General features: G+C 71.6%; 11 protein-coding genes. 3 read left to right on the top strand and 8 right to left on the bottom strand.

Going from position 1 to position 18,366, the window contains the following annotated elements; genetic code table 11:
• Window positions 1-616 precede the first annotated feature (616 nt).
• Window positions 617-2,578: a penicillin-binding transpeptidase domain-containing protein gene (locus RM555_RS13280; protein ID WP_311412023.1), complete on the bottom strand. Its 1,962-nt coding sequence runs from the start codon at window positions 2,576-2,578 to the stop codon at window positions 617-619.
• Between the two features lie 288 nt (window positions 2,579-2,866).
• Here RM555_RS13280 and RM555_RS13275 point away from each other — a divergent pair, with 288 nt between their 5' ends.
• The gene (locus RM555_RS13275; RefSeq protein WP_311412022.1) at window positions 2,867-7,945 is read left to right on the top strand and encodes an NAD-glutamate dehydrogenase; all 5,079 of its coding nucleotides are present in this window, start codon (window positions 2,867-2,869) and stop codon (window positions 7,943-7,945) included.
• Between the two features lie 85 nt (window positions 7,946-8,030).
• Here RM555_RS13275 and RM555_RS13270 read toward each other — a convergent pair whose 3' ends face one another.
• Both RM555_RS13270 and RM555_RS13265 read right to left on the bottom strand, forming a co-directional pair.
• Window positions 8,031-8,714 (bottom strand): class F sortase, encoded by a 684-nt coding sequence (locus RM555_RS13270; protein ID WP_311412021.1) that lies wholly within the window; start codon window positions 8,712-8,714, stop codon window positions 8,031-8,033.
• Between the two features lies 1 nt (window position 8,715).
• Entirely contained in the window at window positions 8,716-9,696 is a 981-nt protein-coding gene (locus RM555_RS13265; RefSeq protein ID WP_311412020.1) for a hypothetical protein, read from the bottom strand.
• Between the two features lie 570 nt (window positions 9,697-10,266).
• Between RM555_RS13265 and RM555_RS13260 the strand changes: the two genes are divergently transcribed.
• A complete protein-coding gene (locus RM555_RS13260; protein ID WP_311412019.1) occupies window positions 10,267-12,057 on the top strand; it encodes a glycoside hydrolase family 6 protein in 1,791 nt (596 codons plus the stop codon).
• 112 nt (window positions 12,058-12,169) lie between these two features.
• On the opposite strand, the gene RM555_RS13255 is transcribed toward RM555_RS13260, so the two are convergent.
• The 5 genes from RM555_RS13255 to RM555_RS13235 form a co-directional block, all read right to left on the bottom strand.
• The gene (locus tag RM555_RS13255; protein WP_311412018.1) at window positions 12,170-12,535 is read right to left on the bottom strand and encodes a hypothetical protein; all 366 of its coding nucleotides are present in this window, start codon (window positions 12,533-12,535) and stop codon (window positions 12,170-12,172) included.
• An 88-nt stretch (window positions 12,536-12,623) separates the two neighbouring features.
• Window positions 12,624-12,932: a hypothetical protein gene (locus RM555_RS13250; protein ID WP_311412017.1), complete on the bottom strand. Its 309-nt coding sequence runs from the start codon at window positions 12,930-12,932 to the stop codon at window positions 12,624-12,626.
• Between the two features lie 16 nt (window positions 12,933-12,948).
• Window positions 12,949-14,607, bottom strand: coding sequence for a sodium:solute symporter family protein (locus RM555_RS13245; protein ID WP_311412016.1), 1,659 nt, complete (start codon window positions 14,605-14,607; stop codon window positions 12,949-12,951).
• A 236-nt stretch (window positions 14,608-14,843) separates the two neighbouring features.
• Window positions 14,844-15,845 carry a hypothetical protein gene (locus RM555_RS13240; protein ID WP_311412015.1) on the bottom strand — a complete coding sequence of 334 codons (1,002 nt, stop codon included), beginning with the start codon at window positions 15,843-15,845 and terminating at the stop codon, window positions 14,844-14,846.
• A 10-nt stretch (window positions 15,846-15,855) separates the two neighbouring features.
• Window positions 15,856-16,449: a hypothetical protein gene (locus RM555_RS13235; protein ID WP_151453310.1), complete on the bottom strand. Its 594-nt coding sequence runs from the start codon at window positions 16,447-16,449 to the stop codon at window positions 15,856-15,858.
• 291 nt (window positions 16,450-16,740) lie between these two features.
• Between RM555_RS13235 and RM555_RS13230 the strand changes: the two genes are divergently transcribed.
• Window positions 16,741-18,231 (top strand): catalase, encoded by a 1,491-nt coding sequence (locus RM555_RS13230; protein WP_311412014.1) that lies wholly within the window; start codon window positions 16,741-16,743, stop codon window positions 18,229-18,231.
• Window positions 18,232-18,366 lie beyond the last annotated feature (135 nt).

Below are 18,366 nucleotides of genomic sequence, written 5' to 3'. Positions count from 1 at the left end.
GCACGTGCCCGAGACGGTCGAGGCGGGCACGGTTGAGGCAGACCGACTGAGCTACGGCCGGCGCGCCTGCCGAGCCCGGTCGCGGAGGCTGGTGGCACCCGAGGTGACGGGTGGAACGTCATGGGTGTCACCGAGGGTTTTTGACACCCATGACGTTCCACCGGTGGATCGCCGGACGTGCGCCTGGCGGCGTCGGCGCCTGCCCCGTCTGTAGGTGCAGCTCCACAGCGTCGCGCCGGTTGCGCGGGAGCGTCCGCCAGCAGTGGTGATCAGGACGCCGTGGACGTTAAAACCGCCCCGTAACGTCCATGGCGTCCTGATCACCAATGCTCGCTTCATGGCGGCAGGCAGGTGGGCTCCCGTTGCGGCCTCGCCGCCTCCACCAACCCCGGCACGCTCTCCTGCGCACCCAGGTTCGCGACCGGCCCTTTGGGCGGCTGGCCTGGGCCGCCGAGGGCTGCCGCAACTTCACGTCGCCGTCGCCGACACGTGACGGACGACGCCGACCAGGACGTGGGCGCGTGAACCGCGAAGCGGCGGTGCCGACGGGTGCCCGACGCCGCCGGTGCCGACGGGTGCCCGACGCCGGTGCCGAGACCGGTGCCGGTGAGGCTGGTCAGCGGGAGAGGGCGCGGAGGAAGCGCTCGGCGGCCGGGACGGCGGTGGCGGTGCTGGCTCCGCCCTTCTCGACGAAGACCGCGAACGCGACGTCGCCCTGCCAGCCGACGAACCAGGCGTGCGTGTGCGCCGGGTTGTCGTCGTACTCGGCGGTGCCCGTCTTGCCGTGCACCGGCGCGCCCGGCACGTCCCGCAACGCGCTGCCGGAGCCGGCCGTGACCACCTCCCGCATCATCGCCCGGACCCCCTCGACCGACTCCGGCTTGAGCTGCGGGCCGGGGGCGGCGGGCTGGGCCGGTACGGGGTCGAGGACCAGCTTCGGCTGCTCGAACCGACCCCGGGCGACCGCCGCGGTGGCCGACGCCATGGCCAGCGGGCTGACCAGCGTGGTGCCCTGGCCGATGGCGGCGGCGGCCTGCTCGGTCGCCCCGCCGTTCGCCGAGACCTTGCCGGTGAAGGCGTCGAGGCCGACGTCCCACTGTCCCTCCAGCCCGAGGGAACGACCGGTGACGGCCAGTCCGTCGGGGCCGAGCTTCGGCGCCAGCGCGGCGAACGCGGTGTTGCAGGACTTGGCGAAGTCGGTGCGGAAGGGCACCGGCCCCAGCACGAAGTTGTCGGAGTTCTTGAACGGCCTGCCGTCGACGGTGAACGTCTTCGGGCAGTCCACCGTCGCGTCCGGCGTGACCGCGCCCCGGTCGAGCAGGCCGAGCGCGCTGACCATCTTGAAGGTCGAGCCCGGCGGGACCTGGGCGGTGAAGGCCAGGTTCTCCCCGGCCGCGCCGGGACCGTTGGCCGCGGCGAGCACCGCGCCGTCGCTGATCCGCACCGCCACCAGCGCCGCCCGGCGCTTCTCGCCACGCAGGGCGGTGTCGGCCGCGTTCTGGGTGGCCACGTCGAGCGTGGTCCTGACCGGCTGCCCCGGCTTCGGCTCGCTGCGGAACACCTCGGTGCCGGTGGGCACCAGCGTGCCGTCCGGGCCGGGGCGCTCGGTGATCACGGTCAGCCCCGGCGCGCCGCGTAGCCGCTCGTCGTGGCGGCCCTGGAGGCCCCCGTGGCCGACCAGGTCGCCGGCCTCGTAGCGGTCGGGGTGCTGGGCGAGGTCGTCGGCCTGGGCCGGGTCGACGGAGCCGAGCACCGCCCGGGCGAACTCGCGGGTGGGGGCCAGGTCGAGCTTGTCGCTGCGGAACTTGGTGCCCGGCAGGTCGTAGATGCGTGGTTTGATCTGCCGGTACGCCTCCTCGCGCAGGGTCACCACCTCGACGAACGCGCCCGGATCCGCGTCGGCGAGCCGCTTGCGCAGCCCGGAGAGGTCCACCGGCGGGGTGATCGCCGGTCGGATCGCCCGGAAGGCCGCGTCCAGCTTCCGGGTCAGGCCCGCAAGGTCGGTGACCTCGCCCGGCTGGAGCCCGACCCGCACCACGGGCCGGGGCGCCACGATCGGCTGGCCGGCGGCGTCGAGCACCGCGGCCCGGGTGGCGGTGTCGCGGCGCAGCCCGAGCCGGTCGCCCCGGGTGAGCTGCTCCTGCACCACCTGCGGCTCCCAGATCACCCGCCACTCGTCGCCGCTGCGGGTGAGCCGCACCGGACGCTCGTACGCCCAACGGGTCCCGCCCGGGAGGGCCCAGTCGACCTTGACCACCGCGGTCGCGACCTCCTTGGTCACCTTCGCCTCGCCCCGGCGGGTCAGCGTCGGCGGTGTGGCCGCCAGCTCGCCGGAGAGCTCCTTGAGCTCGCGGGCGACGTCGGCCGCCGGCACCTTGGCGCCGGTCGGGTCGACGAAGCCGACGGCCTGGAGGTCGCCCGAGCGCCAGCCGGCCAGGAACGCGTCGACGCTGCGCTCCGGTCCGTCACCGCCCGAGCACGCGGTGAGGGCGCCGGCTGCGAGCGCGGTCGCGGCGAGCAGCGCCAGCGGCGGGCGGAGCCGGTTGCGGCGGGGGCGGCGGGGGTACGACAGGCGCATGGAAGCGGATCTCCGATCTCGGAACTGCCCTGCACGCTAGTACGGCGGCGCCGTCCGTACCGTCCCCCCGCACCGGGACGTGCGGAAAGAGAGGCCGCTGCCAGGGTGATGAACGACTGGTGGCGGGGTACTCCCGAACCGGCCAACCTCGTACCCGCAACGGGTGAAAGGACGAAGTCCGGAACCGGACGTCCGCACTGTGGTCCGCCGAGCAAGGGGCGGAACGGCAGGGCCTAGGCTGGGCGGCAGAGTGACCCACAATGCGGTGGGTCGAGGGGAGTGGCACCGATGGACCGGCGTCCGGCGATCAAACCGGGACCCGACCTCCGGCAGGATGACACCGGCCGGGACGACAGCTTCGATTCGGCGACCGACGGGGACGGCTTCGGCCGGCTCGACACAGGAGTGACCGGGATGACCGGTTCGAGTATCGACACCCTCTACGATCTGGGCCTGCCCGTCGACGCGCTGGCCGACGACGTGGAGGACAACGAGCTCGACGAGCCGGTTCCCAACGTGGAGCGCCTGGTCGCCCAGGCGGTCGCGCTCGCCGGCGACGACCACGACGCGGCGACCCTGGTCAGCCGCTTCTGGCGGTTCGCGCCGGACGAGGAGCTGATCGGCTTCACCGCCGAGGAGATGCTGGAGGCGGCCCGCGCCCACCGCGACCTCGCCCAGCAGCGCGTACCGGGCGAGTTGAAGCTGCGCATCCACGAGCCCGACGCCGAGCAGCACCACTCCGTCATCGAGATCGTCACCGACGACATGCCGTTCCTGGTCGACTCGGTGACCGCCCTGCTCAACTCGCACCACCTGGACGTGCACCTGCTGGTCCACCCGCTGGTGGTGGTCCGGCGCGAGCCGCTGGGCCAGCTGGTCGAGGTCTCCGCCGACGTCGAGCCCGACGACGCCATCGCCGGCGACCTGGTCGAGAGCTGGATGCACATCGAGATCGACCCGGTACGCGACGCCGCCGAGCGGGACCGGCTGCGCCGGGAGCTCCAGCGGGTGCTCACCGACGTGCGGGAGGCGGTGGAGGACTGGCCGAAGATGCGCCAGCGCGCCCTCGCCCTCGCCGACGAGCTGGCCGCCGCGCGGACGTCGGACAACCGGCCGCCGGTGCCGGAGAAGGACATCACGGACTCGGTGGAGCTGCTCCGCTGGCTCGCCCACGACCACTTCACGTTCCTGGGCTACCGGGAGTACCGGCTGGTCGACACCGGCGAGTCGGGTGCCGCGGACGGGGAGCGCGGCAGCGGCCAGGCCCTGGAGGCGGTGCTCGGCACCGGGCTGGGCATTCTGCGCCAGGACTCCCCGGAGGCCCGGCCGCTGTCGTCGATGACGCCCGAGGCGCACGACAAGGTCACTGAGAAGCGGCTGCTGATCATCACCAAGGCGAACTCGCGGGCCACCGTGCACCGCTCCGCCTACCTCGACTACATCGGCTTCAAGATCTTCAACGAGGCCGGCGAGGTGATCGGCGAGCGGCGTTTCCTGGGGCTGTTCTCCACGGCCGCGTACCGGACCAGCGTGCAGGAGCTGCCGGTGGTCCGCCGCAAGGTGGCCGAGGTGCTGGACCGCTCCGGCCTGAGCCAGCGCAGCCACTCCGGCAAGGACCTGCTCCAGATCCTGGAGACCTACCCGCGCGACGAGCTGTTCCAGATCAAGACCGAGGACCTCTACCACGCGGTCATCGGGGTGCTGCGGATGGCCGGCCGCCGGCAGCTGCGGGTGTTCCTGCGCCGGGACGCGTACGGGCGGTTCATCTCCTGCCTGATCTACCTGCCCCGGGACCGGTTCACCACCCAGAACCGCCTGCGGATGCAGGACATCCTGCTGCGCGAGCTGAACGGCGTCGGGGTCGACTACACGACCCGGGTCACCGAGTCGATGCTCGCCCGGGTGCACTTCATCGTCCGGACCGACCCGAGCAGGACTCCGGGCGACATCGACGCCGACCTGCTCGCCGAGGAGCTGGCCGACGCGACCCGGCTCTGGGACGACGACTACCGGCTGGTGCTGGAGCGCAAGCTCGGCGACGAGCAGGCCAAGCACCTGTTCACCCGCTACGCCGACGCCTTCCCGGAGGGCTACAAGGACGGCCACACGCCGTACGAGGCCATGAAGGACCTGGCGAAGCTGGAGCTGCTGGAGGAGCCCGGCCAGCTGGAGATGCACCTGTTCCGCAAGCAGCTCGCGCCGCGGGCCGGCGGGCGGGGGCCGGACGTCGACGAGGCGATGGACGTCCGCTTCAAGGTCTACCGCTACGGCGAGCCGATGATGCTCTCCGCCGTGCTGCCGGTGCTGCACTCGCTCGGCGTCAAGGTGGTCGACGAGCACCCGCACGAGGTGGACCGGATCGACGGTCGGGTCTACCTCTACGACTTCGGGCTGCGGCTGCCGGAGGTCCACCAGGAGCTGTCCGAGGTGCGCCCGCACGTGGAGAACGCCTTCGCGGCGGCGTGGCGGGGCGAGGCCGAGGTGGACGGCTTCAACGAGCTGGTGCTGCGCGCCGGCCTCACCTGGCGGCAGGTCGTGGTGCTGCGCGCGTACGCGAAGTACCTGCGTCAGGCCGGCACGGTCTTCTCCCAGGAGTACATGGAGCAGACCTTCATCGCGTACCCGAGGATCGCCGCCCTGCTGGTGGAGTTGTTCGAGGTGCGGTTCGCGCCCGGCGAGGACGGCCACGAGCAGCGGCAGCAGCGCAGCGCCGAGCTGGTGGGCGACATCCGGGCCGCGCTGGACGACGTCGCCAGCCTCGACCAGGACCGGATCCTGCGCGCCTACCTGACGATGATCCAGGCCACCCTGCGCACCAGCTTCTACCAGAAGCGCACCGACGGGCGGCCGAAGTCGTACGTGGCGCTCAAGCTGGACCCGCAGGCGATCCCGGACCTGCCGGCGCCGCGGCCGAAGTTCGAGATCTTCGTGTACTCGCCGCGCTTCGAGGGCGTGCATCTGCGGTTCGGGCCGGTCGCCCGGGGCGGGTTGCGCTGGTCCGACCGCCGGGAGGACTTCCGCACCGAGGTGCTCGGCCTGGTCAAGGCGCAGATGGTGAAGAACGCCGTCATCGTGCCGGTGGGCGCCAAGGGCGGCTTCGTGCTCAAGCAGAAGCCGGGGGACCGCGACGAGGCGGTCGTCTGCTACAAGGAGTTCATCTCGGCGCTGCTGGACGTGACGGACAACATCGTCAGCGGCGAGATCGTGCCGCCGGAGGACGTGGTCCGGCACGACGGCGACGACCCGTACATGGTGGTCGCGGCGGACAAGGGCACGGCGACGTTCTCGGACATCGCCAACGAGATCTCCACGGCGCACCAGTTCTGGCTCGGCGACGCGTTCGCCTCGGGCGGCTCGGCCGGCTACGACCACAAGAAGATGGGCATCACCGCCCGGGGCGCCTGGGAGTCGGTGAAGCGGCACTTCCGCGAGATGGGTCACGACACCCAGACCCAGGACTTCACCGTGGTCGGTGTCGGCGACATGTCCGGCGACGTGTTCGGCAACGGGATGCTGCTGTCGGAGCACATCCGGCTGGTGGCCGCGTTCGACCACCGGCACATCTTCCTCGACCCCGACCCGGACGCCGCCACCTCGTACGCCGAGCGGAAGCGGCTGTTCGACCTGCCCCGCTCGTCGTGGGAGGACTACGACCGGGGACTGATCTCGGCCGGCGGCGGGGTGTACCCGCGTACCGCCAAGTCGGTGCCGGTCTCGCCGCAGGTCCGCGCGGTGCTGGGCCTGGGCGACGACGTCACGCAGATGTCGCCGCAGGAGCTGATGAAGGCGATCCTGACGGCGCCGGTCGACCTGTTCTGGAACGGCGGCATCGGCACGTACGTGAAGGCCTCCAGCCAGACCAACGCGGAGGTGGGCGACAAGTCCAACGACGCGATCCGGGTGGACGGCAGGAACCTGCGCTGCCGGGTGGCCGGCGAGGGCGGCAACCTGGGCTGGACCCAGCTCGGCCGCATCGAGTACGCCCAGACCGGCGGCCGGATCTACACGGACTTCATCGACAACGCGGCCGGGGTGGACTGCTCCGACCACGAGGTGAACATCAAGATCCTGCTGAACACGGCGGTCGCCGACGGCGCGTTGACCGTCCCCGAGCGGGACGAGCTGCTCGCCGCGATGACCGACGAGGTCGCCGAGCTGGTGCTGCGGGACAACTACGACCAGGCCCGGGCGATCAACAACGCGCAGGCGCAGGCCGCCTCGCTGCTGCCGGTGCACCGGCGGATGATCACCGATCTGGAGCGCTCGGGGGCGCTGGACCGGTCCCTGGAGGCGCTGCCGCCGGACGACGAGATGGCGGTGCGGACCGAGTCCGGGCTGACCGCGCCGGAGTTCGCGGTGCTGCTCGCGTACGTCAAGATCGTCCTTGAGACGGAGATCCTGGCGGAGGGGCTCGCGGACGAGGAGTGGACGACCGAGGTCCTGGTCAACTACTTCCCGACGCCCATGCGCGAGCGGTTCGCCGACCGGATGGGCCAGCACCGGCTGCGCCGGGACATCGTGACGACGGTCCTGGTCAACGAGGCGATCAACCGGGGCGGTATCTCGTTCGTCTTCCGGGTGGTCGAGGAGACGGCCGCCTCGGCGGCGGACGTGATCCGGGCGTACGTGGTGGTCCGCGAGGTGTTCGGGCTGCGCGCGCTGTGGGACGCGGTGGAGGCCCTGGACAACAGGATCGACCCCGAGTTGCAGACCAGCGTCTACCTGGACACCCGGCGCCTGCTCGACCGGGCGGTGCGGTGGCTGGTGACCAACCGCCGTTCGCCGATCGACGTGCCGGCGGAGATCGCCCGGCTGCGCGACGGGGTGGCCCGGCTCCTGCCCGACCTGGAGGAGCGCTTCTACGGCAGCGAGCGGGACTCCCTCGCGGCGCACATCGACTCGCTCACCGAGCGAGGGCTGCCGCGTGACCTGGCCGAGCAGGCGACCCGGCTGATGTACAGCTTCGGCCTGCTCGACGTGGTGGAGACCGCGGCGAGCAGCGGGCGGGACGTCGGCGAGGTGGCCTCGGTCTACTTCGTGCTCTCCGACCGGTTCCGGGTCGACTCGCTGCTGTCGAAGATCTCCCTGCTGCCGCGTGAGGACCGCTGGCAGACGCTGGCCCGGATGGCGCTGCGCTACGACCTGTACGCCGCGCTGGCCGCGCTGACCGCGGAGGTTCTCGACTCCACGGCCGGCACCCTGTCGCCGCAGGAGCGGGTGCTCCAGTGGGAGCAGTCGAACGCCACGTCGATCCACCGCGCCGAGCGGGCGATGGGGGAGTTCGACGAGTCCCGGGCGGACCTCGCCGCCCTGTCGGTGCTGCTGCGCCAGATCCGCACCCTGGTGCGGACCTCCGCCGCCGCCTGACGCGTACGGCACGCGGCCCGGCCGGTCTCCCGACCGGCCGGGCCGCGTCGTGTCCCCCGGTGGAGGCTGCCGCGCGGGGGCCGGCTCACGCGGGCATGGAGGCGAAGACGACCACGTTGTCGGGGTAGCTGCCGGCGGCCTGGTCGAAGGTCCCGCCGCAGGTCACCACGCGCAGGCCGGGCCGGTCGCTGGGGCCGTAGACCTGCTCGGTCGGGAACTCCGTCTTCGGGTACGCCTTCACCGACTCGACGGTGAAGGTGGCCTGCTGCCCGTCCTCCCGGGTGACGGTGATGGTGTCGCCGGGTTGCAGGGCACCGAGGGAGAAGAAGACCGCCGGCCCGATCGCCGCGGAGTCGACGTGCCCGACGATGACCGCGTTGCCGATCTCCCCCGGGCTCGGCCCCGGCTCGTACCAGCCGGCCAGCTGCGCCTGCTCCAGCGGGGGCACCTGGACGGTGCCGTCCGGATTGGTGCCGAGCGACATGATCGAGGCGTCGACCCCGATCCGGGGGATGGCGATCGTGGTGGGGGCGGAGCGCGCCAGGCCCGTGCCGGCGACGTCCGGGTCCGCGTCGGTGTTCGGCACGTCGGCGTCCGCCGGCCCGGTGCTGGCGGGCGCGGCCAGGGGCTGCGGGGGGCGGGGAGCGGGCGCGGTCTTGACCGAGGCGCCGATCAGACCGGCGCCGACCATGGCGACCACGACGACGACGGCCGCGCCGGCGGCGCGCCACGGTGTCCCGTGACGGCCGCCGGCCGGTGTCGCCGTCATGTCAGACGAAGGACTCATCGGTCCGACGCCGGCGCATCAGCACGAGGCCGCCCAGGGCGGCCGCGCCGATCAGGCTCGCCCCACCGGCGGCCAGGCCCCGGTCGGTGCCGGCGCCGACGCCACCGTCACCACCGTCGACCCCGCCGCGCGGCAGCACGACCAGTTCGCCCTCGCCGCAGGAACCCTTGAGCTCGTAGCGGCCCGGCTTGGCGTCCTCGGAGACCTCGGCCTCGCCGTAGTAGATGAAGTCCCGCTTGTGCTCCCAGCGGTCCTCGTCCTTGCCGTTGCCGTTGCCCTCGGACTCCTCGTCCGACCAGCCGCTGTCGTGACCCTTCCGGTCGTACTCGTCCGAGCCGTTGCTGTCCGAGCCGTACCCGTCGTGGTCCTTGCGGTCCTCGCGGCCCTCACGGTCGCTCTTGTCGTGGCCCTTGTCGCGGCCTTCGCGGTCGCCCTCGGCGTCCTGGCCGTGCTCGTAGCCCTTCCAGTCGCGCTCGCCCTCGGCGCCGGCGTCGGCGGCGCCGCCACCCTGGCCGTTGGTCGGCGGCTTCGGCTGTCCGGTGGCGGTGGCGGTGGCGGACGGCTGCGGCTTGGGGGTCTCGCCCTTGCCGTTGTCGTCCTTGCCGTGGCCGCCCTTGTCGTGGTCGCCCTTGTCGTGGTCGCGGCCCTTGTCCTCGTGGTCGCGGCCCTTGTCGTGGTCGCGGGAGTCCTCCTCCCCGCTACGCCAGTCGTTGCGGCCCTCGGCCGGCTTGAGCTTGACCTTGCCGGTGACCTTCGACCACACGAAGGCGTGCTCCTGCCGGTCGGGGCAGACCTCGAGCAGCTTGACCGTCTCGCCCGCCCTGACGACGTGCGGCTTGGCGTAGACCTTGCCCTCGTCGTCGTGGTGGCCGTCCGCGAACGCGATCCCCGGCGTGAACACGAGCAAGGAGGCGCCACCGAGGGCCGCGCCAGCAACGACCTTCCCGAGCATCTTGTTTGCCATGACCTGCGTCACTCCATCCCTGTTGTCCTGAAGCCCGGTGACAACCGAGCTACGGACGACGTTAGACCGATTCACGAGCTATGCAGGGAAAGATTCGTGTTTTGGTATTTATGGAGGCTAAGGGCGGTAGGCGAGCTACGCCGCTTTGGCGACGTGTCCGGCTGGCTCGGGTGGTTCCCGCCCTCGCGGCACCCGGAGGGCCGGTCGCGCGGCGCGTGCCCGCGCCGGTGGGTGCGTCCCGTCCCGTCCGCCCCGCCGGCACCGGCCGTCCCCTCCGGCCGCTCCCCGCCGCATCGAGGCATTGCCATGGAAGCGCTCCCATGCAAGAATCGCTGCACGCGGTTCGGGGAGCCACACCGCGCAGGTAGGAGTCGAGGGCACCGGTCCGCCGGACGACATCCCGCCTCCCGACCGGCCCATCGTCGCCGGTCGGACCACCACCAAACGCCCGTCCGGGTCGGGCACCCCCCGAAGAACCCCGTGGTACCGGCGGACGTCCGCGCAGGACGCCCATCGGGCCGCATCGCCGGGCCGTTAGCGGATCCGGTCTCGCCCAAGGAGATCAGTGGCATGAATGTGTGGAGAAGGCTGTCCGGCCCCCGCCGGGCCCTCGCGCTCGGTGGCGCGGGCGCTCTGGTCGCGGGCGGACTGGTGACCCTGCCGGTCACCGTGGCGCACGCCGCCACCCAGTGCGACGTGTCGTACACGACCAGCGACTGGCAGGGCGGGTTCACCGCCTCCGTCAACATCAAGAACACCGGCGACGCCCTCAACGGCTGGACGCTGGGCTTCACCTTCCCCGACGGCAGCCAGCGGGTGCAGCAGGGCTGGTCGGCCCGCTGGTCGCAGAGCGGCCAGAACGTCACCGCGCAGAACGAGTCCTACAACGGCGTGGTGGCCAGCGGCGCCACGGTGAGCCTCGGCTTCAACGGCGCCTGGAGCGGCAGCAACCCGAAGCCGACGTCGTTCACGCTCAACGGCGTGACCTGCAACGGCGGTGGCACCAACCCCACCACCCCGCCGCCCAGCACCCCGCCGCCGTCGACGCCGCCGCCGACCACCCCGCCGCCCACGACCCCGCCGCCCACCACGCCGCCCCCCGGCCAGCGGGTGGACAACCCGTACCTCAACGCCAAGGGGTACGTGAACCCGGAGTGGAAGGCCAAGGCCGAGTCCGTGGCCGGCGGCAACCGGGTGTCGAACAACCCGACCGCCGTCTGGATCGACCGGATCGCCGCCATCAACGGCACCCCGGACAGCAGCTCCAACGGTGCGATGGGCGTCCGCGACCACCTGAACAAGGCGCTCGAGCAGGGGGCGAACTACATCCAGTTCGTCATCTACAACCTGCCCGGCCGCGACTGCGCCGCGCTGGCCTCGAACGGTGAGCTCCAGGCTCACGAGCTGCCCCGGTACAAGGCCGAGTACATCGACCCGATCGCCGCGATCCAGGGCGACCCGAAGTACGCCAGCCTGCGGATCGTCAACATCATCGAGATCGACTCGCTGCCGAACCTGGTGACCAACACCTCCGGCAACCCCGGCGGCACCGCGATGTGCGACACGGTGAAGGCCAACGGCGCCTACGTGAACGGTGTCGGCTACGCCCTGTCCAAGCTGGGCGCGATCGGCAACGTCTACAACTACATCGACGCCGCCCACCACGGCTGGATCGGCTGGGACAGCAACTTCAGCCCGACCGCGCAGATCCTGAAGGACGCCGCCGTGGCCTCCGGCAGCAACGTGAACAACGTGCACGGCTTCATCGTCAACACCGCCAACTACTCGGCGCTGCGCGAGCCGTACGTCAAGATCACTGACAACGTCAACGGCACCAGCGTGCGGCAGTCGAAGTGGATCGACTGGAACTTCTACGTGGACGAGCTCTCGTTCGCCCAGGCGTTCCGCAACGAGCTCGTCGCCAAGGGCTTCGACTCGAAGATCGGCATGCTGATCGACACGTCCCGCAACGGCTGGGGCGGCACGGCCCGGCCCACCGGCCCGGGCGCGACGACCAACGTGGACACGTACGTCAACGGCGGTCGGGTGGACCGTCGGATCCACGCCGGCAACTGGTGCAACCAGGCCGGGGCCGGCCTGGGCGAGCGCCCGAAGGCCGCGCCGGAGCCGGGCATCGACGCCTACGTCTGGGTGAAGCCCCCGGGCGAGTCGGACGGCTCCAGCAAGGAGATCCCGAACAACGAGGGCAAGGGCTTCGACCGGATGTGCGACCCGACCTACACCGGCAACGCCCGCAACGGCAACAGCATGAGCGGCGCCCTGCCGGACGCCCCGATCTCGGGCGCCTGGTTCCCGGCGCAGTTCACGCAGCTCATGCAGAACGCGTACCCGGCGCTCTGAGACTGGAGCCCACCCGCCGCTGGCAGTAGGTGAGGCGCTCCAGCGGCAGGTTCCCCGGGCCCCCGGCCCGACCGTCCGACGGTCGGGCCGGGGGCCCCCTCGCGTACGCCGGTCAGGGCACCGTCTTCTCGATCGCCGCGCGGCCCAGCTCGGCCAGGTCCCGGCGGGCCCGCTCGACGTTCTCCGGCGTGATGTCCTGCCCCCGGGCCGCGACCAGGTCCTCCGGCTCCCAGGGCTGCTCCGCCCCGGTACGGATGTCGTCCGGGGCCGCGCCCGTGCCGGTGCCGGTGGCGCCGGTGCCGGCGGCGTACGGGTCGCCGATCAGCTCGTCGCCGCCTGACCGGTCCCCGGTGAACGACGGAGTGTCGCGGTCGGCGCCACCGCCGGTCCTCAGCTGCGGGACGCCGGTGTCGTCCTCGACCGCCGCGGCCACCTCCGGGCTCTCCTCCAGCGGTCGGTCACGGTCACGATCCGTCATGTCGCTGCCCTCCTGTCGCCAGGTGGTCTCCTGATCCTGCTCGCGTACCCGGCGGGGCGGTGCCCATGCCGGTTGTCGGCGGGGCGGCTCAGCGCTCCTCGTCGGAGGTCTCCGGCGGTTCGACCGGATTGCGCCACTGCCAGAGCAGCATCAGCACGCCGAAGGCGAGCATGCCGACGCCCGCCCAGAGGTTGATCCGGACCCCCTGCGCCTTCTGCACGGCGGAATCGCCGTCGAAGACGCCGATCAGGGTGACGATCGCCCCGTACGCGGTGAAGAGGCCACCGATCACCCGGCGGATGTCGAACAGCCGGGCGGCGGCGGAGCGGCGGCGGGCCTCATCGGTGGCCTCGACCGACCGGTCGTGCCCGTGCGGGTTGAGGTTTTCCATGCTCATGGCCGAGCACCCCTTCCTAGAAGAACGGCACGTAGAGGAGGAGGGACAGCGCCACCGCGATCAGGCCGAGGAGCACCGGGGAGCGCCACCAGACGGCGTCCCCGGTCAGCACGTCGCCCTGCACGTCGACGGCGCCCATGCCGTAGACCAGCCCGCGCAGGTCCTCGTCCTGCTTCTTCGCGGTGAACGGGGTGACGACGGCGGCGACGACGGCCGCCGTGACGAACGCGATGCCGGCGCCCCAGAAGCTCTCCTCCAGGTCGGAGTTGAAGTGCACCACCCCGGCCTTGTAGAGCAGGTAGGTGGCCAGCGCCGCCAGGGTGCCCAGCAGCAGGGAGAGGAAGCCGGCCGCCGCGCTCATCCGCCGCCAGAACATGCCGATGATGAAGGTGGCGAAGAGCGGCGCGTTGAACAGCGAGAACAGCGCCTGGATGTAGTTCATGATGTTGCTGAACCCGGCGGCGATGAACGCCGTGCCGATGCCGACCAGCACGCCGCCGACCGTCGCCCACCGGCCGATGCGGATGTAGTAGTCGTCGGGGCGGTCCCGGCGCACGTACTGCTGCCAGATGTCGTAGGTGAACACGGTGTTGAAGCCGCTCACGTTCGCCGCCATGCCGGCCATGAACGACGCGACCAGACCGGTCACCGCGATCCCGAGCACGCCGTTGGGCAGCAGGTCACGCATCAGCAGCGGGATCGCGTTGTTGTAGACCAGGTCGCCGCTCTCCGCGCCGAGCCCCTGGACCGTCACCAGGGCGACCAGGCCGGGGATCACCGTGACCACCGGGATGAGCAGTTTCGGGTACGCGGCGATGATCGGCGTCCGCCGGGCGGCGCTCATGTTCTTGGCCGACAGCGCGCGCTGCACCTCGGCGAAGTTGGTCGTCCAGTAGCCGAAGGAGAGCACGAAGCCGAGCCCGAAGACGATGCCGATCCAGTGCGCGCCGAGCGGGTTGTCGGTGCCGCCGGTGTCCTGCCAGGTGTGCAGCCCCGCCTCGCCCAGCTTGGACTCGCGCACCGCGTCCATCAGGCCGGACACCCCGCCCACCTTGACCAGTCCCAGGATCGTGATCGGCAGCAGGCCCGCGATGATCACGAAGAACTGGAGCACCTCGTTGTAGATCGCCCCGGAGAGCCCGCCCACGGTGATGTACGCCAGCACGATCAGCGCGCCGATCACGATGGCGACCCAGAGCGGCCAGCCGAGCAGCGCCTGCATGATCAGTGCCAGGGCGTAGAGGTTCACCCCGGCGATGAGCACCTGGGCGACCGCGAAGCTGAGCGCGTTCAGCAGGTGGGTGGGTCGGTTGAAGCGCAGCCGCAGGTACTCGGGCACGCTGCGGACCTTGGAGCCGTAGTAGAACGGCATCATCACGATGCCGAGGAAGGCCATCGCCGGCACGGCGCCGATCCAGTAGTAGTGCAACGTCATCGCGCCGTACTGGGCGCCGTTGGCGGCCATGCCGATGATCTCCAACGCCCCGAGGTTGGCCGAGACGAAGGCCAGGCCGGTCACCCAGGCGGGCAGCGAGCGGCCGGAGAGGAAGAAGTCCACGCTGGTCCGGATGGCCCGCCGGGCGGCGAAACCGACACCGAGCACCGTGACGAAGTAGAGCGCCAGGATGCCGTAGTCCAGGACGTTCATGTTCAGCCGCAGGCCATCGCCGTCCATCCCGGTAACCCTTCGTCGACCATCCGTGTCCGGTGAGTGTGCGCGCTGGCAATTACCCCGAACGCGCAGTTTCACGCCTGCGGCGGCCAAACCTGCCCGCACCCCGTTTCCCTACCCGGGTGGGCACGGACGGGACGGCCCTCACCGGAGGCGTCGGAGGGCGGCCGCCGACAGCGGAGTCCGGACGCGGAAGCGCCCCCGGCCGATCGGCCGGGGGCGCCTGTGGGGAACCGGGGTCAGCGCCCGAGCACCCGGTCCAGGAAGTCGCGGTAGTGGCGGACGGCCATCCGGAGCTGTTCGGTGTCGGCGGAGCCGGCGTCCTGCCAGCCGCCCAGCTTGTTCTTCTGCGCGGACAGCGCCGAGGAGAGCGCCTGGATGGCCTCGTCGACCAGCGACTGGGCCTCCCCGGCCGCCGCGCGGGGATCGTCCACGAAGCGCAGCTGGACGTTGCGCCAGCGGTCCCGGAAGCCCTGCGCCGTCGCCGGGTCGAAGAGGCTGGCCGGTTCGGCGGCCACGGTCGCGCCCGCCGGCCGGTCGGTGCCGGCGGCCCCCAGTTCGCCGGTGGCCGGGCGCCCGGCCGGCGCGTGCTCGGCGTCCGGGTCGACCATCGTGGGCGTGGCGCTGCCGTACCCGGCAGCCCCGGCCGCGCCGCCCTCCGGGTCGCCGGCCCATCCGGTGACGTCGGCCCGGCGCTCGGGACGGCCGTCGGCGGCGTCCGGCGGCAGCACCCCGGCGCCGTCCCGGCGGGCCTGCCGGTCGTCGGAACGGTCGTCGCCGAGCCCGACGGAACGGTGGAACTCGGCGGTCGGGTCCGCCCGGCGGCCCTCCCGGGGGCCGCCCACGGCACCGTCGCCCGGCCGCGCGGTCGACTCCGTACGCGGGTCGGGCTCGTCCTCCGGCAGGGGACTGGCCAGTGCGGACGCGGCGACCGCGCCGCCGACGCTGGTGGCCCCGAAGGCGGTCGGCACCGGCCCCGGCTCGTGGAACCCGCCCTCGCGGTCGGCGTCCCGGTCGTCCGGTCGGGCCCGGCCGGTGTCCCGGCCGCGCGACGGCTCGTCGTCGCGACCGGTCCGGTCGCGGTCGGCGACCGCCGGATCGTCGAAGGTGCCCCGGTCGTCGAGGACGTCCTCGGGTACGTCGGCCCGGCCGGCCCGGTCGCCCGGAGGCGGCACCGGCACCGGCTCGGAGCGGACGGCCTCGGGGTGCTCGTTGCCCACCCGCTGCTCTTCCTGGCGCATGGTCATCCTCCTAGCGGCTCGTGACATCGTGCTGGCTGTCCGGGTCGTGCTGCTCGGACGGTCGGGCTCCGACCGGCTCCTCGCCGAGCAGGTCTGCGAAGAGGGCGCGGTAGTGGACGACGGCCTGGCGGAGCTCCTCGGTGCTCGCCTCGCCCCGGGAGTTGCGCAGGTGGATGTCGTGGGCGTCGCGGTAGTGGCCCAGCGTGCGGGCGTGCTCGACGGAGAGATGGGCGATCTGGTCGGAGAACTCGCCGGTGGGGTAACCACGTTCCGCGATGAGCCGGGTGACCAGTTCGTCCGCCTCGCCCACGGTCTCGGCGGGGGAGTCGACGAAGCGGACCTGGAGCTCCTCCCACGCGGCGGAGTACCGGGCCCGGGACTCGGGGGCGAGGGGGGTCAGCGTGAGCTCCGCGTGGCGGCGCTCCCGCTCCCGCAGCTCCCGCTCGGCGGCGGTCCGGCTGTCCTGCTCGGCGACGGCACGGTCGTACTCGGGACCGAACCGCGACCGCAGCGCGCGGCGGCGGGCGTACGACCGGGCGGCCACGGCTACGGCCGCGATCACCAGCACGACGAGAACGATGACGACTATCTGCGTGGGCGACATGGCTCCTCCTTCGTCAGGTGGTATTCCCTCCGCTCACTGCCCGCCAATCCCGTTCCGGTGCACTTTCCTGACGAACCCGACCCCGCTGCCCGACGGACCCGACCCACGTCGATTCCCCGCCACGGCATGACGAGTCACACAGCGTGATCGGCCGTCAAAACTTGACTCGTTCCAGAAAACGCGCTTGGGTGGGGTGATGCCGGTCGGATCATGCTGCGCCGGTTCGCCCCGGCCGGCGGGCCGGCCCGGTACGAGCTGGCCGGGGACGACCACGACCACAGGAGGAGAGCCATGAGCGACCCGCAGGCCAGCAGGCCGATCCTCACCACCCGTCAGGGTCACCCCGTGCACAACAACCAGCAGCAGCGGACGGTCGGTTCGCGCGGCCCGGCGACGCTGGAGAACTACCACTTCCTGGAGAAGATCAGCCACTTCGACCGGGAGCGCATCCCGGAGCGGGTGGTGCACGCCCGCGGCTTCGTCGCGCACGGCGAGTTCGAGGCGTACGGGACGATCGGCGACCAGCCGGCGTCGACGTACACCCGGGCCAAGCTGTTCCAGACCAGGGGCCGGAAGACCCCGGTCACCATCCGCTTCTCCACCGTCATCGGCGGCCGGGACTCCTCCGAGGCGGCGCGCGACCCGCGCGGCTTCGCCGTGAAGTTCCGCACCGAGGACGGCAACTGGGACATGGTGGGCAACAACCTCCAGGTCTTCTTCATCCGCGACGCGATCAAGTTCCCGGACGTGATCCACGCGCTGAAGCCGGACCCGGTCACCTTCCGTCAGGAGCCGAACCGGATCTTCGACTTCATGTCGAACACGCCCGAGTCGATGCACATGCTGACCTGGCTCTTCTCCCCGTACGGCATCCCGAAGAACTACCGGACGATGCGCGGCTCCGGGGTGAACACCTACCGCCTCGTCAACGCCGAGGGCGAGGGCGTGCTGGTCAAGTTCCACTGGCTGTCCCAGCAGGGTGAGCACAACCTCACCCAGGCCGAGGCGGACGCCATCCAGGCCACCGAGCTGGGTCACGCCTCGAAGGACCTCTACGAGGCGATCGAGCGCGGCGACCACCCGAAGTGGGAGCTCAACGTCCAGGTGATGAGCGACGACGAGCACCCGGAGCTGGACTTCGACCCGCTCGACGACACCAAGATCTGGCCGGAGGAGGACTTCCCCTACCTGCCGGTCGGCATGATGACGCTCAACCGCAACATCACCGACCACCACAACGAGAACGAGCAGATCGCCTTCGGCACCGGCGTGCTGGTCGACGGCATCGACTTCTCCGACGACAAGATGCTGATCGGCCGGACGTTCTCCTACTCGGACACCCAGCGTTACCGGGTCGGCCCGAACTACCTCCAGCTGCCGGTCAACCGGCCGCGCGAGGACGTGCGGGTCAGCACCAACCAGACCGGCGGCCAGATGTCGTACGGGGTGGACGACCGCGGCGCCAACCCGCACATCAACTTCGAGCCGTCCTCGGTCGCCGGTCTCCGGGAGGCCGACGAGTCCTACCGGGAGTACCGTCCGTTCGTCTCGGGCCAGGTCATGAAGGCCCCGATCGAGCGGCAGAACAACTACGCCCAGGCCGGCCGGCGCTACCGCGAGATGGCCGACTGGGAGCGGGACGACCTGATCCTCAACCTCACCACCCTGCTGGCCCAGTGCGACAAGCACATCCAGGAGAAGATGGTCTGGCACTTCAGCCAGTGCGCTGCCGACTACGGCCGCCGGGTCGCCGAGGGCCTCGGTATCTCCGTCGACGCCTGATCCGCACCACCCACGAACGCCCCGCCGGCCCGGCGGGGCGTTCGTCGATCATGGACGTTCGTCCGGTAGGCCCGGCGCGACGGACGGTAGTGCATCGGGCGAGGATTACGTATCCTGCCCAAGGCGTCAGCCGGA

The sequence above is a fragment of the Micromonospora reichwaldensis genome, from assembly GCF_031845925.1.
In the GTDB taxonomy this organism is placed as follows: Bacteria; Actinomycetota; Actinomycetes; order Mycobacteriales; family Micromonosporaceae; genus Micromonospora; species Micromonospora reichwaldensis.
The sequence above is the reverse complement of the archived record's forward strand: the minus strand, read 5'-3'. Positions and strand labels throughout refer to the sequence as shown.